Origin of the sequence: Bradyrhizobium sp. LB14.3 (assembly GCF_040547985.1) — a bacterium.
In the GTDB taxonomy this organism is placed as follows: Bacteria; Pseudomonadota; Alphaproteobacteria; order Rhizobiales; family Xanthobacteraceae; genus Bradyrhizobium.
Genome location: NZ_JBEPQT010000016.1, coordinates 109,629 through 122,791, shown reverse-complemented (window position 1 = coordinate 122,791; position 13,163 = coordinate 109,629). Strand labels below are relative to the sequence as shown.

Annotated in this window: 14 protein-coding genes; 8 read left to right on the top strand and 6 right to left on the bottom strand. The window is 64.3% G+C overall.

Annotation, left to right across the window (positions count from 1 at the left end; all coding sequences use genetic code 11):
• Positions 1 to 7: 7 nt before the first annotated feature.
• From ABIB00_RS25955 to ABIB00_RS25945, 3 genes are all read right to left on the bottom strand, one after another.
• On the bottom strand, positions 8 to 391 hold the full coding sequence (locus tag ABIB00_RS25955) for an Hsp20/alpha crystallin family protein (protein ID WP_247443884.1): 384 nt from the start codon (positions 389 to 391) through the stop codon (positions 8 to 10).
• Between the two features lie 154 nt (positions 392 to 545).
• On the bottom strand, positions 546 to 1,112 hold the full coding sequence (locus ABIB00_RS25950; protein WP_354045218.1) for a YciE/YciF ferroxidase family protein: 567 nt from the start codon (positions 1,110 to 1,112) through the stop codon (positions 546 to 548).
• Positions 1,113 to 1,225: 113 nt separating this feature from the next.
• Positions 1,226 to 1,432: a hypothetical protein gene (locus ABIB00_RS25945; protein ID WP_354106322.1), complete on the bottom strand. Its 207-nt coding sequence runs from the start codon at positions 1,430 to 1,432 to the stop codon at positions 1,226 to 1,228.
• A 99-nt stretch (positions 1,433 to 1,531) separates the two neighbouring features.
• On the opposite strand from ABIB00_RS25945, the gene ABIB00_RS25940 reads away from it, so the two are divergent.
• The 3 genes from ABIB00_RS25940 to ABIB00_RS25930 all read left to right on the top strand — a co-directional run bounded on the left by ABIB00_RS25940 (position 1,532) and on the right by ABIB00_RS25930 (position 4,771).
• Positions 1,532 to 2,158, top strand: a complete 627-nt coding sequence (locus ABIB00_RS25940; protein ID WP_354106321.1) for a MarC family protein — start codon at positions 1,532 to 1,534, stop codon at positions 2,156 to 2,158.
• 165 nt (positions 2,159 to 2,323) lie between these two features.
• Positions 2,324 to 2,971, top strand: a complete 648-nt coding sequence (locus ABIB00_RS25935; RefSeq protein ID WP_354106320.1) for an L-fuculose-phosphate aldolase — start codon at positions 2,324 to 2,326, stop codon at positions 2,969 to 2,971.
• A 12-nt stretch (positions 2,972 to 2,983) separates the two neighbouring features.
• Positions 2,984 to 4,771 (top strand): chloride channel protein, encoded by a 1,788-nt coding sequence (locus ABIB00_RS25930; RefSeq protein WP_247443879.1) that lies wholly within the window; start codon positions 2,984 to 2,986, stop codon positions 4,769 to 4,771.
• Between the two features lie 49 nt (positions 4,772 to 4,820).
• On the opposite strand, the gene ABIB00_RS25925 is transcribed toward ABIB00_RS25930, so the two are convergent.
• Positions 4,821 to 5,078, bottom strand: a complete 258-nt coding sequence (locus ABIB00_RS25925) for a DUF2798 domain-containing protein (protein ID WP_354106319.1) — start codon at positions 5,076 to 5,078, stop codon at positions 4,821 to 4,823.
• Positions 5,079 to 5,113: 35 nt separating this feature from the next.
• Here ABIB00_RS25925 and ABIB00_RS39150 point away from each other — a divergent pair, with 35 nt between their 5' ends.
• The 5 genes from ABIB00_RS39150 to uraD all read left to right on the top strand — a co-directional run bounded on the left by ABIB00_RS39150 (position 5,114) and on the right by uraD (position 9,534).
• Positions 5,114 to 5,767 carry a hypothetical protein gene (locus ABIB00_RS39150; RefSeq protein ID WP_502917884.1) on the top strand — a complete coding sequence of 218 codons (654 nt, stop codon included), beginning with the start codon at positions 5,114 to 5,116 and terminating at the stop codon, positions 5,765 to 5,767.
• A 1,147-nt stretch (positions 5,768 to 6,914) separates the two neighbouring features.
• The gene (locus ABIB00_RS25915) at positions 6,915 to 7,187 is read left to right on the top strand and encodes a hypothetical protein (RefSeq protein WP_354106318.1); all 273 of its coding nucleotides are present in this window, start codon (positions 6,915 to 6,917) and stop codon (positions 7,185 to 7,187) included.
• A gap of 102 nt (positions 7,188 to 7,289) precedes the next feature.
• Positions 7,290 to 7,703, top strand: coding sequence for a DUF3830 family protein (locus ABIB00_RS25910; protein WP_247348369.1), 414 nt, complete (start codon positions 7,290 to 7,292; stop codon positions 7,701 to 7,703).
• The gene (puuE, locus tag ABIB00_RS25905) at positions 7,704 to 8,639 is read left to right on the top strand and encodes an allantoinase PuuE (RefSeq protein ID WP_354106317.1); all 936 of its coding nucleotides are present in this window, start codon (positions 7,704 to 7,706) and stop codon (positions 8,637 to 8,639) included.
• A gap of 7 nt (positions 8,640 to 8,646) precedes the next feature.
• Positions 8,647 to 9,534, top strand: a complete 888-nt coding sequence (gene uraD, locus ABIB00_RS25900) for a 2-oxo-4-hydroxy-4-carboxy-5-ureidoimidazoline decarboxylase (RefSeq protein ID WP_354106316.1) — start codon at positions 8,647 to 8,649, stop codon at positions 9,532 to 9,534.
• Here the strand turns inward: uraD and ABIB00_RS25895 are convergent.
• Positions 9,531 to 12,257 (bottom strand): molybdopterin-dependent oxidoreductase, encoded by a 2,727-nt coding sequence (locus tag ABIB00_RS25895; protein WP_354106315.1) that lies wholly within the window; start codon positions 12,255 to 12,257, stop codon positions 9,531 to 9,533. The genes uraD and ABIB00_RS25895 overlap by 4 nt on opposite strands.
• Positions 12,254 to 13,081, bottom strand: a complete 828-nt coding sequence (locus tag ABIB00_RS25890) for an FAD binding domain-containing protein (protein WP_354106314.1) — start codon at positions 13,079 to 13,081, stop codon at positions 12,254 to 12,256. Before ABIB00_RS25890 ends, ABIB00_RS25895 begins: the two co-directional genes overlap by 4 nt.
• Positions 13,082 to 13,163: the final 82 nt, after the last annotated feature.

Below are 13,163 nucleotides of genomic sequence, written 5' to 3'. Positions count from 1 at the left end.
ATCGACCTCAGGATTTGGCGAGGCGCAACGCGACGCAGCCGTCCATCACGAAGCGGCTGATGGCGTAGCGGCCAACGGGAAGCACGATGCGCCGCTCGAAGCGGCCCTGCGGCAGCTCGAGCCGGTGGATGCGGGCGTTGCGAAGCTCCGGCGGAAGGGTGCGCTGGCCGGAGATGACGAGCACGCCGTCATGGATGACAGTCTCGACATTGTCGGGATTGACGCCGGGAAGCGCGACCAGGATCAGCAGCTCATGCTCGGTTTCGAGCACGTCGATCGGCGGCTCCCAGCAGGCCTCCTGGCGGCCGAACTGCTGACGCAGCCGTTCGGCGCGGGTCAGCTGGTCCAGGGCTTCGGACAGCATCCAGTCGAGGGGATTTTTGGGTTGCATGATGCAGGCTCGGCGGTGGGGAATGCTGCATATGGGGCTGGTTCCCGGGAATTCCAGCCCGGCGGCGCGGACGTGCCATGCGGATCGTGCGATCCGAAAAGACAAGCGCCGCGGCCTTCCGGGCCGCGGCGTTGCGTTGTCAGGTGTGAGCGGCTCAGGCCGCTTTGCGGTATTCCTCTTCCGCTTCGAGGTTGATCACGGAAGTGGCGAGCTCGGTCAGGGCGTGGTCGGTCGCCTCTTCCTCGTCCAGCGTCGCCTGCAGCAATCTTGCTGCGTCCTGCATGCCGAGCTCCTCGGCCCAGGTGCGCAAGGTGCCGTAGCGGGAGATTTCATAGTGCTCGACCGCCTGCGCCGCTGCGAGCAGGCCGGCGTCGAGCGCAGGAGCGTTCTTGAACTCCTTCATGATCTCGGCGCCTTCGTCGGTAATGCCGTTGATCGCTTCGCAAGGCTTGCCGCGGGCCGGCTTGCCCAGCATCTTGAAGATCTGGTCCAGACGTTTGACCTGGCCCTGCGTCTCGCGCAGATGCTTGTTGAAGGCCGCCGCGAGCTGCTTCGAGTTTGCGGCCTTGGCCATCTTGGGCAAGGTCTTGATGATCTTGTTCTCGGCGAAATAGATGTCCTTCAGCGTCTCCAGAAACAGATCGCTCAACATCTTCGGCGCCTGACGCGGGCGCCGCGCCGCGGTCTTCTTGGTTGTACGTTTCTTTGCTCGTTTGGCCATAGATCCTCCTCTTGAGGTGACACGGGAAGGCATCGCCTTCCTCAATCCTCAGGCGATCAAAACCTTTGCGAGAACGAAAGTTCCAAACTGCAACCTGCGCTCACGGCGATCGTTCAGGTCGGGCGCTTATGAGGATCTTCCTGCCGCTGCCGCGCCTCGGTGTTGCGGTCGAGTTGTGCGCGCTCGCTGCGCCGCAGGCGTCCCGATTTCGACACGCCATAGACGAGAACCGCACCGAGCAGGAAGGCTCCGATGAACCAGAGCCAGAGCAAATTGGCCGAGAGGTGGCCCAGCAACATTCCAATTCCACTATCACTCATTGTGCATCTCCGTGCATCTCCGGTGATTTTCAAAGCGGTTCTGCCGGGCTAAGTCAGTCCGCCAGCCATCGTTCCTGCGTCCAGGGAGCCTACCGAGACATGATCGACTTCACCCTGTCGGCCTTCGTGACGCTGTTGCTCGTGGTCGATCCCGTGGGCCTTGCGCCGGCTTTCCTCGCCGCGACCGGCGGCATGCCCGACAAGACCAAACGCACCATCGCGCTGCGCGCGCCGCTGATTGCGGCGTCGATCCTGGTGGTGATCGCGCTGATCGGAAACTGGCTCCTGCGCCAGCTCGGGATCGGCATCCCCGCCTTCCAGATCGCCGGCGGGCTGCTGCTGTTCGGCGTGTCCTACCAGATGATCTTCGGCGACCGTCCGCATCGCGAGGCCCGCGAGGCCGACAAGGCGACGTCAGAGCATGCCTCCGATGTCGCGGTATTCCCGCTGGCGATCCCGATGATGGCCGGTCCCGGCGCGATCGCGACCACGCTGCTGCTTTCGGGTGATGCCGGCTACGGGGCGAGGCTCGCGATCATCATCGCGGTCGTGCTCTGCGTCTCCCTCATCTGCATGCTCTGCTTTGCCTCCGCGAACATGATCGCGCGCACTCTTGGGCGCACCGGCAACGCCGTGCTTTCGCGGGTGCTCGGCATGCTGCTCGCGGCCTATTCGGTGCAGTTCGTGATCAACGGGATCGCCGCCGTCCGGGCGAGCTTGCCGTAGGGCTGCGACAATCTGTTAATGCGTTGATTTTCATGATTATTTCACGATGCGGCGAGAGCGCCGGCGCGATCGCGGGCGATCCGGTCTGCTTTCTCTTGCGCTGCCACATTGCTTTGACGTACTCCCCGTCTAACAAGCGCCCATCGTCAGGAATTCGATATCTCGATGACAGCGGACGATCTCGACAAGAGACAGGCCATCATCGGCGCCTGCCGCCGCATGAATGCGCTCGGCATCAACCAGGGCACCTCGGGCAATATCAGCGTCCGCCATGTGGACGGGCTTCTGATCACACCGACCAGCGTGCCCTATGACGCCATGACGCCGGACCAGATCGTCTTCATGGCGATGGACGGCTCACATGCGCCCAGTCAGAAGCCGTCCAGCGAGTGGCGCTTCCACCTCGACATCCTGAAGGCCCGGCAGGACGTCAACGCCGTCGTCCACGCTCATCCGACCTATTGCACCATCCTCGCGATCATGGGCATGGAGATCCCGCCCGTGCACTACATGATCGCAGCCGCCGGCGGAGACAGCATCCGCTGCGCGCCCTATGCCACCTTCGGAACGGTCGAGCTCTCGGAACATGCGGTGCGGGCGCTGGAGGATCGGCTCGCCTGCCTGCTCGACCATCACGGCATGATCGCGGTCGGCAAGTCGCTAGACAAGGCGATGTGGCTCGCGGTCGAGGTGGAGACACTGGCGCGGCAATATCACGGCTGCCTCCAGATCGGAGAGCCGCCGCTGCTTTCGAGCGCCGAGATCGAGCGGGTCCGCCAGCGCATGTCCGGTTACGGCATGTCGGAAGAGTAGGGCGGGCAGAGAGTGTTCCTGCGGATCAGACATCTCACCGATCGCAAGGGGACGAACCGCGTCATGGTTCGGCTGCGGGCGCTGCTGCGCAGCAACGAATTCTATCTGATCCCGCTCGCCCTCGTGATCGGCACGCTTGCCGGCGCCGTCGTGACGCTGATGGCCGAGATTGCGCAGATTGCTCATATGGTGATCTACGGCATTCCCATCGACGTCCGCCTTTCCGCCAACGCGCGCGTCAGCCCCTGGGCCGCGCTGATCGCGCCTGCGCTGGGCGGGCTGGCGCTCGGTATCATGGAGTGGTGGCGGCGGCGGTGGAAGATCTCCAACGCGGTCGACCCGATCGAGGCGAACGCGCTGCGCGGCGGCAATCTGTCGATGCGCGACAGCCTGGTGGTGTCGAGCCAGACGCTGATCTCGAACGGCTGCGGCGCATCCGTCGGTCTCGAGGCCGGCTATACCCAGATCGGCTCGGGCATCGCCTCGCTGTTCGGCAAGTTCTTTAATCTGCGCCGCAACGATCTGCGCCTGATCGTCGGCTGCGGCGCTGCCGCTGCGATCGCGGCGGCGTTCGGTGCACCGATCACCGGGGCCTTCTACGCCTGCGAGCTGATTGTCGGCGTCTATTCGGTCGGCAGCGCCGCCCCGATCCTGGCGGCCTCGCTCGCCGGCGCCTTGACCGCGCAATGGCTCGGCGGCGCACCGTACTCGCTCGAAATACCGAAGGTCAGCGCTGTCGGCGTCGAGCAATATATCGCGTTGATCGGGCTTGCACTCGTCACCAGCGGCGTCGGCATCGCCGTGATGCGCTCGTCCTCGATGTTCGAGCGCCTGTTCAAATGGATGCCGATCTGGCTGCGCCCGGTGATCGGCGGCCTCATCGTCGGCGGCTTTGCGATCGTCACACCGCAGGTGCTGGCGGCCGGCCACGGCGCCATGGTGCTCGATCTCTTTCACGACATGACGATCGGCCTGATCGCGCTGATCATCGCCTTGAAGGTGACGGCCTGCCTAATCTCGCTCGCCTCGGGCTTCCGCGGTGGGCTGTTCTTTGCCTCGCTGTTTGTCGGCAGCCTGATCGGAAAGTTCTTTTCCGCGGTGCTGTTGCTGATCAGCCCGAACTTCGTGATCGACCCGCTGGTCGCGATGCTGACGGGCATGGCGACGCTCGGCGTCGCCATCGTCGGCGGTCCCTTGACCATGTCGTTCCTCGTGCTCGAGATGACCCGCAACGTCGACGTCACCGCCGTGGTGCTCGCCGGCTGCATCGTCACCTCGATCTGCGTCCGCTTCATGTTCGGACACTCCTTCTCGACCTGGCGCCTGCATCTGCGTGGCGAGACGATCCGCAGCGCCAACGATGTCGGCTGGCTGCGCAACCTCACCGTCGAGCGGCTGATGCGCTCCGACGTCGGCAAGGTGCCGTCGACTACGACCATCGCGGCGGTCCGCGGCGAATTCCCGCTGGGATCGCGTCCCGGTATCGTCATCGTCAACAATGCAGACGAATATGTCGGGCTGGTCCTGCTGCCCGATCTGTTCTCCGGCGACCTCGACACCATCGCCGACGAGATCCAGGTGATCGAGCTCGCCCGCCTGACCGAGATCGTGCTGATCCCGGAAATGAACGTGAAATCGGCAATGGCGGTGTTCGACGAAGCGGAAGCCGAGATGCTCGCGGTGGTCGATTCCACCGACAGCCGCAAGGTGGTCGGCTTCCTGACCGAGACGTTCGTCCGCCGCCGCTATGTCGAGGAGATCGACAAGGCGACGCGCGGCGTGCTCGGCGCGCTGTCGTAGGTCACGCGAAAGCGGGACGGCGTGCGTCATGCGCCGACGTCCGCGCCTTCTATCGGCCCGGTTGGGAGGGAGCCGCGACGACGCTGGCCACGATCCGGCGGACCAGTGGCAGCACCATCAGCAGCGTCGGAAAGGCGACGAGCCATGACAGCCCCCAGGCGCCCGGCCACGTGGCGAGGAACGCCGCCGTTGCGCCGAGGCTCCGAAGCGTGGAAATGACCGACACCACGGCTGTCATGAGGATGGACAGCACGAATGGCATCACGATCGGCGCATAGCGCGCCGGCAGTTTGCGAACCGCAATCATCTGATTTCTCTTTGGAATAGGACGGGTCAGTCACGGTGAACCTGAAAATGGCATCGATCCCGACGACGTCGGTTGATGCGTTGGTTCACGTAAAACGCTTACGGCGACCGAAAAAACGGCGCGACTGTTCATTATCCGCTCATGTTGGATGGTTCAAGCTGGATTTGGTCGTCGGTTTACAATCGTTCAAAGCGTGGCAGATTGCCGCGATCAGGAAACCATTTCAGTGGTTTGCGCATTATGTCTCGTTTGATTATGTCGCTTTGAGCGAGAACAGAGGACAGAGGAAGGTCAAGATGAATAAGGGACCGATGATTTCTGCAGCCGGCCGCAACCTTGTGTTGGCAGCTTTCGCAAGTCTTGTTCTGATTACGGCCTCTATCACGCCTTCGGCTGCCAACTCGCCCGCGCCCACCAAGGCCGCTGCCGCGGGCCCGGCCGCTCCGGCTGCCACCGATTTCAGCGCCGCCGCTCGCCGCCACCGCTATTATCGACGAGGTCCGAACGCTGCAGGCCTCGCCTTCATGGGCGTGGCGGCAGGACTGATCGGCGGCGCTATCGCGGAGAGCAGGCGCCAGGAGTACTACGAGGACCGCTATAATTACGGCCCCGGTCCTTACTACGGCGGCCAGGGATATTACGGCGGCGGTCCCTACTATGGTCCGCGCGGCTATTATCAGCCGTATTAGGCGCCTGTTCTCGCCGCAGTCTCTATCGCGCCGAGGGGCGGTGTTTTGCACCGCCCCTTGTTGCTTCTGCGCGAGGCGTCTCATTGCGCGACCTGTGTCGCGGGTGCGTCAATCCTCTCCGGGAAAAATATTCTACTTTACCGAAATTCGGTTTTGGCGTATGTGTCGCCCATCCCGGCTCACCCTTGAGGGGCGACCATGTGTCGTGATGGTCGTAGAGCCGGGCTTGCGGTGGACGCGACAGCGTCGGGCGCGAAAGTGCGGGCAGGGCGGATTGCTCTCCGTGAGCCCGAGGCTTCGTGTCGACGAGCGGCGCTGTCAGGTTCGTCTCGTCATCAGGTCGGCGGCAACGTGCACAACGTCGTCGAAACCGGTGGCGACAAGCGAGCCGTGCGTACGGCAAAACCGTGTGGTCCTGGCCGTCGTTGCTACGGTTCAAGCCTTTGCGGAGGCGGCATTCGCGTCAACCGGCGCGGTGTCCGCGACTTTCGTGAAGGCGAGGGAGGCCAACAGGAACTCGGCTCCCGGGAGAGCACGGCATAAGCCGTAAAGCCACTGCGCAGGGAAGGCCGAGTGATTTGGCTACACCTGTATGCTGCTGTGCGGTTTCCTTGCGCTACATCTTCGCGCAGCGGACCGCGGGTGCCAGCCGGCACCCGGCCTTCCCTGTGCCCTCCTGGACAAGAGGGTGGAGCGACCAAGCAAAACTCGGGCGAAATGCGCCGCGAGGATGCGAAGGTGTGTCTGCAATTGAAGTGGATGCGAGCTGGAAGAGTGGCGCTGCCGCCTCATACTTCGTCATTGCGAGCGCAGCGAAGCAATCCAGAGTCTTACCGCGGAGGGACTCTGGATTGCTTCGCTGCGCTCGCAAAGACGACTTGAGAGAGTGTGCACCACACTTCGCTCTCGTGCCCCGGACGCAGCGCAGCGCCTTGCGGTGCGCTGCAGAGCCGGGGCCCATGCTGCAGAGAATTCGCGGCTTCTGGGTCCCGGCTCTGCGCCGCAACGCTAAGAGGCGCTGCAGCTTGTCCGGGACACGAGAGTGAGCACCGGGTCCCGGCTAAATATTCGGCAATCGTGCTCGTGGCGCCGATGGACTTGCCCGCAGCAATCCGGTTCAATGCGGCCAATTGGTTTTTAGGCGACAATGATGTCGAGATATCTGCTGGTCCTTCTCCTGTTCGCCTCGCCGGCCGTGGCGCAGGTCAAGCTGACCCCAAAAACCTCGGCGGCGCATCCGGACCCCTGCGCGCCGATCGGGCGTACAGCGGACGGCAAACTGGTTTACTCCATGAAATGCGAGAATCTGCCGGAGCCGCCCCCGCCGCCGCAGGCGGAACTGAGGGAGGCGCCGCAGCCTGCCGCGGAGCCGGAGACGCGGCGGAGCGGCGTTTTCGGCTGGTCCTACGACCGCAGGTGATGCGGCCTCGCCCCTTGCGCGAAGCTCGATGGAATGCTTTTTGCCTAAGAGTTTCCCGTGAGAGTATCCCGGGAGGCCACCGCCCCGATCCAGAGAGATGAGATGAGCAAACTCGTTATCCGCGCCGGCGACTTCACCTTCGATGCCCGTTTCGAGGAGCAGCTGGCGCCCAAAACTGTCGCCGCGTTCCGCAAGGCGCTGCCGTTCGAAAGCCACATCATCCATGTGCGCTGGAGCGGCGAGGGCGTGTGGATGCCGCTCGGCGACCTCGATTTCGGGGTCGGCTACGAGAACCACACCAGCTATCCCGCGCCCGGCCAGATCATCCTCTATCCCGGCGGCATCAGCGAGACCGAGATCCTGATGGCCTATGGCGGCGTGAGCTTCGCAAGCAAGATGGGCCAGCTCGCCGGCAATCATTTCATCACGCTGACCTCTGGCCTGGAGAATCTGGCAACGCTCGGCAAGAGCGTGCTGTGGAAGGGCGCTCTGCCGATCCGCTTCGAGGAAGTCTGAGTGACTGACGCCCGCTACCCGCGCGATCTCCGCGGTTACGGCCGCAACCCGCCGCACCCGCAATGGCCCGGTGATGCGCGGGTCGCGGTGCAGTTCGTCGTCAATTTCGAGGAGGGCGGCGAGAACAGCATTCTGCACGGCGATCGCGCCTCGGAAGCGTTTTTGTCCGACGTGCTCGGCGCGCAGCCTTGGCTCGGCCAGCGCCACGCCAATATCGAATCGATGTTCGAATATGGCTCGCGCGCCGGCTTCTGGCGGCTGTGGCGGATGTTCAGTGAGCGCCAATGGCCGACCACCGTGTTCGGTGTCGCTACCGCGCTGAAGCGCAATCCGGAAATCGTAGCTGCCATGAAGGAGGCGGGCTGGGACATCGCCAGCCACAGCCTGAAATGGATCGAGCACAAGGACATGACCGAGGCGCAGGAGCGCGCGGAGATTGCGGAAGCGATCCGCGTCCACACCGAGGCGACTGGATCGCGGCCGCTCGGCTGGTACACCGGGCGCTCCTCGAACAACACCAACCGTCTGTTGATGGAGGAGGGCGGCTTCCTCTATCTCTGCGACTCCTACGCCGACGATCTGCCCTATTGGGTCAAGGGCGCGAGCGGCAAGCAACTCGTCATTCCCTATACGCTTGACGCCAACGATATGCGGTTCATCAACCCGCAAGGCTTTGCCGAAGGCGAGCAGTTCTTCACCTATCTGAAGGATGCCTTCGACGTACTCTATGTCGAAGGCGAGAGCGCGCCGAAGATGATGTCGGTCGGCCTGCACTGTCGACTCGCCGGCCGACCCGGCCGCGCGGCGGGGCTGATCCGCTTCCTCGACTACATCGGCAAGCACGAGCGCGTCTGGGTGCCGACGCGGTTGCAGATCGCACAGCATTGGCACGACAAGCACGCGCATCTTGCGGCCGACGCATTTGAGATCGGGTGAGGGGGCGATGTCGCAGATCTCGCTGTCTGATCTCAATGCCGTCGACGAAGCCGGTTTCGTTGCCGCGCTTGCCAACGTCGTCGAATATTCACCGTGGATCGCCAGGCAACTCGCCACGAAGCGGCCGTTCGCCGGCATCAACCAGTTGCACGCCGCGCTGATGGCGGCGATCCAGAGTGCCGAACCCGACGCGCAATTGGCGCTGATCCGGGCGCATCCGGACCTCGCGAGCAAGACCCAGCGCGCGGCGGGGCTCACGGAGGAATCGACCGACGAGCAGAACAGCGCCGGGCTCGACCGGCTGTCAGAGGCCGAATACGCAGCGTTCGAGCGTGTCAACAACGCCTATCGTGACAAGTTCGGCATTCCCTATATCGTCTGCGTGCGTCGTCACACCAAGGATTCCGTGCTGAGCGACTTCGAGACGCGGTTGCGCAATATCGCCAAGACCGAGACGCGACGTGCGATCGAGGAGATTGGCCGTATCTCGGCGTTGCGGCTCGATCAACTCGTCGCTGCCAATGACAAGCTTAGAGTACATGGCCGGCTGTCGACCCATGTATTGGACAATCACGTCGGCAAGCCAGCGTCGGGCATCCCGGTGGAGCTCGTTGAACTCTCCGCGCTCGGCGAGAGCCGCGTGATCGCGCGCACCGTCACCAATGCGGACGGCCGCACCGACCAGCCGCTGATCGGCGGTCGTCCGTTGCCGATCGGCCGCTATGAACTCCGATTCAGCGTGGCCAAATATTACGCCGAGCGCAACGTGCAGCTCGCCGATCCGCCGTTCCTCGACGAGATCCCGCTGCGCTTCGCGATCAGCGAGCCGGAGGGGCACTATCACGTGCCGCTATTGGTCACGCCGTGGAGCTATTCGACCTATCGCGGCAGCTAATTACCGAACTTCTCGCGTAGCGCGGGAAACAGCCGATCCGGCTTGAAGGGCGGCGCGGTGAAGCGGATGCCGGTGGCATCGGCAATCGCGTTGCCGAGCGCGGCGGTGACCGGATTGTACGGGCTCTCGCTCATCGACTTCGCCCCCAACGGTCCGACCGTGTCGGATGTCTCGGCGAAGAAAACCTCGGTGCGCGGCACGTCGGCAAAGGAGGGCAGGTGGTAGTCGCGGAATTTCGGGTTGGTGACGCGGCCGTCCGCGTCGATCACCATCTCCTCGTAGAGCGCGGCACCGAGCGCCTGCGCGACCCCGCCTTCGACCTGACCGCGGCACTGCATGGGATTGGCGACGACACCGGCATCAGCCGCATGCACGCTCCTGAGAATTTTGAGCTCGCCGGTGCCCTTGTTCACGGCGACGCGAAAGCCCTGCACGTTGAAGCCGACCGAACGCGGCGTGCCGCTGGAATTGCCGGTGCCGGCGAAAGGCTGGCCGCGTTCGCGCGCGAGCTTTGCCAATTCCACAAAGGCCATGCGCCGCACGCCACTGACAACGGCCTCGCTTTCGAGCGTACAGCTCCCGACGTCGCAGAGCCATGCGCCGGCGGCGGCCGTCTTCAGCTCGGTCGCAAGCTGCATGGCTGCCGCATGCGTCGCCTTGCCGGCGACGAACGTGCCGGCGCTGCCATAGGCGCCGGTATCGTGGCCACCGTGGGCGGTGTCGGACTGGCGCAGGCGAATCCGGCCGACGGTGGTCGCAAGCGTTGTCGCCGCGATCTGCCGGTGCACGGTGCTGGTGCCGTTGCCGAACTCGGCGGTGCCGACCGTGAGGTCGAAGCCGGCGTCGTCGTTGAGTGCGACCATGGCATCCGCGAGATGGCCGGCCGGGGGCGCCGTGTCGATCATGGTCAGCGCGAGGCCGTCGCCGATCAGCCACTCCGGCGACAGGTCCGGTCGGGGACCATCGGCCCGCATCGCGCGCTCGACGAGATCGAGGCACTGGTCGAGCCCGTAGGAGCCATAGAGCACGTCGTGGAATTCCGACGGCGGCGGCGACAGCATGGGATCGCCGGGCTTGACGACGTTGCGCCGGCGCATCTCGTAGGGGTTGATGCCGAGCTGCCTTGCCAGTTCCTCGATCGCGGCTTCGGTCGCGATCAGTGTTTGCGGCAAGCCATAACCGCGGAACGCGCCTGCCGGCACCGTATTGGTGTAGACCGCGTAGCCGTCGACCTTCTTGTTCGGGCAATTGTAGACGCCGATGGACTCGGACAACGAGTGGAACATCACGGGGCCGGCGTGATTGCCGTAGGCGCCGGTGTTGGAGAGCACGTTGAGCTGGAGCGCGGTGAGCCTGCCGTCCGCGTCCGCACCGGCCTTGATGTGGACCCGCATCGGATGTCGCGTCGAGGTCGCGATGAACTGCTCCTCGCGGGTGAGCTCCAGCTTCACCGGCCGCCCGGTCTTGAGCACCGCGAGCGCCAGAATGTCCTCGACGAACATCTCCTGCTTGCCGCCAAAGCCGCCGCCGACGCGCTCGCAGAACACGCGGACCTTGTCGATGGGAAGCTCGAAGATATCGGACAGCGCGCGCCGGGTCAGGAACGGCACCTGCGTCGAGGTGCGAACATTGAGCACGCCCGAAGCATCGAGCCAGGCCAGGCCGCCATGGGTCTCCAATGCGGCATGCTGCACACGGTGACTGTGGAAGGTAGCCTCGTAAGTGACGGCGGACGTCGCGAGCGCAGTTGCGACATCGCCGAATTCGCCGTGCGTCTCCGCAACGAGGTTGCGCTGGGCGTCGGCGATCCGGTTCGCGGTGGTGCGGTCAGGATGAATGACAGGTGCACCCGGCGCCATCGCCTTTTCAGGGTCGATCAGCGCAGGCAGAAGCTCGTAATCGACCTTCAGCCGGCGGCAGGCGTCCTCGGCGGCGGCTTCGCTGTCTGCGACGACGGCGGCGACCTTCTGTCCGATGAAGCGGACAACGTCGTCAAGGATCCGGGTGTCCTCGGGATCCATCCAGTCCTTCTCGTGCCGCGCGGTCGAGATCAGCACCGTAGGCGCATCCTCATGCGTCAGCACCGCGTGCACGCCGGGAATGCTCAGCGCCGCAGACTTGTCGATCGCGACGATCTTCGCGTGGGCGTGCGGTGAACGGAGCAGCTTGATATGCAGCAGGCCGTCAATCTGCGTGTCGAACGTGTAGCGCGCCTTGCCGCGCACGACGTCAGGGCCAGCTGGCGCCGGCAGGCTGCGGCCGAATGCGGCGCCGGCCTCGACGTTCTCATCGACATTGGACTTGCCGAGCAGCGCATCCTCGATCGAACGATAGCCGGTGCAGCGGCAGATATTGCCCTTCAGCGCCACGCCCAGATCGGTGCGCTGCGCCTGGTTGAGCGAGGCACAGGTCAGGATCATGCCGGCGGTGCAGAAGCCGCATTGAAAGCCTTGCGCATCGAGGAAGGCCTGCTGCATCGGATGTGCGCCGCTGTCCCCGCCGAGACCTTCGATCGTGGTGACGGCGCGCCCCTCGGCGCGGAAGGCCGGGATCAGGCAGCTATGCACCGGCTCGCCGTCGAGCAGCACGGTGCAAGCGCCGCAATCGCCGGCGTCGCAGCCCTTCTTCACGCCGAAATGGCCGAGCTCGCGCAGGAACGTGCGCAGGCACTGGCCGGCGCGCGGTGCTTGCGAAAACGGTTTGCCGTTGACCTCGAAGCTCATGATGGTGCCGCGCCCAGGAGTTCGTCACGGATCTCTTCGGCAAGCCGTAGTGTCATGTGCTTGCGCCAGAGCGGCTTGCCGTGGATGTCGGTGTGGTAAAGCTCGTCGGTGATGTGTTGCTCGATCGCATCGCGGAGCGCGCTCGCGTTGGGCGGCTTGGGAAAGGACAGCTGGATCGGTCGTACCGTGGATGCCGTGACCGTGAGCTTCAGCGTGCCGTCGGTATCCAGGCTGCCGATCAGAAGCGCCGCCGAGCGGCCGACCGGCGCCAGCGAGATCTGGCGAAAGGCCGCGCGACGCTTCAACGCGGCAATCGGGATATCGATCTGCCGGAGCAGGTCCCCTGTCGCGAGACGATTGCGCTGGTTGCCGGTGACGAATTCGGTGACTTGTATCTTCCGTTCGCCTCCGTCTGCCTTCCAGATAGTGCAGACCCCGTCGAGCGCGGCGGTGAGCGAGATCATCGGTCCCGCCGGAAGCGACATGCAGAGATTGCCGCCGACGGTTGCAGTCTTCCAGATCTTGAACGATGCAAGGAAGGCGCGGCAGCACTGGTTGATCAGCGCCGCAGCGAACCAGCCGGGTGGGCAGACGAGTCCATCGAGCTGCGCAACGGTGCACGTGGCGGCGATGCCGAGATGGCTCTCGGTGACGGTCAGTGCCGGCCATTTCAGGTCGGCCAGATCGATGAGCCGAGTCAGGTGGACCTGCGGCTCCGAGAACAGCCAGGTGCCGCCCGCGAGCCAAGCATCACCTGCCCTCCAAATCGGTAGCTGGGCGCGCGTTTGCGGATGGGCCACTGTCGTGATGGTATTCAAATCCATGGCTGCGCCAACGCTTCCGCCCGGTGAATCATGCAACAGAGTCTTGCAAGACCGGAGCCAAGTCGCAACAACAAGTAGCTAG

Excerpts from the sequence above, each read along its gene's own strand:
- uraD (WP_354106316.1), top strand. The coding sequence starts at position 8,647 with ATGTCGCAGATCTCGCTGTCTGATCTCAATGCCGTCGACGAAGCCGGT.
- ABIB00_RS25955 (WP_247443884.1), bottom strand. The coding sequence starts at position 391 with ATGCAACCCAAAAATCCCCTCGACTGGATGCTGTCCGAAGCCCTGGAC.
- ABIB00_RS25895 (WP_354106315.1), bottom strand. The coding sequence starts at position 12,257 with ATGAGCTTCGAGGTCAACGGCAAACCGTTTTCGCAAGCACCGCGCGCC.
- ABIB00_RS25945 (WP_354106322.1), bottom strand. The coding sequence starts at position 1,432 with ATGAGTGATAGTGGAATTGGAATGTTGCTGGGCCACCTCTCGGCCAAT.
- ABIB00_RS25925 (WP_354106319.1), bottom strand. The coding sequence starts at position 5,078 with ATGATTGCGGTTCGCAAACTGCCGGCGCGCTATGCGCCGATCGTGATG.
- ABIB00_RS25910 (WP_247348369.1), top strand. The coding sequence starts at position 7,290 with ATGAGCAAACTCGTTATCCGCGCCGGCGACTTCACCTTCGATGCCCGT.
- ABIB00_RS25915 (WP_354106318.1), top strand. The coding sequence starts at position 6,915 with ATGATGTCGAGATATCTGCTGGTCCTTCTCCTGTTCGCCTCGCCGGCC.
- ABIB00_RS25935 (WP_354106320.1), top strand. The coding sequence starts at position 2,324 with ATGACAGCGGACGATCTCGACAAGAGACAGGCCATCATCGGCGCCTGC.
- ABIB00_RS25940 (WP_354106321.1), top strand. The coding sequence starts at position 1,532 with ATGATCGACTTCACCCTGTCGGCCTTCGTGACGCTGTTGCTCGTGGTC.
- ABIB00_RS25890 (WP_354106314.1), bottom strand. The coding sequence starts at position 13,081 with ATGGATTTGAATACCATCACGACAGTGGCCCATCCGCAAACGCGCGCC.
- ABIB00_RS25950 (WP_354045218.1), bottom strand. The coding sequence starts at position 1,112 with ATGGCCAAACGAGCAAAGAAACGTACAACCAAGAAGACCGCGGCGCGG.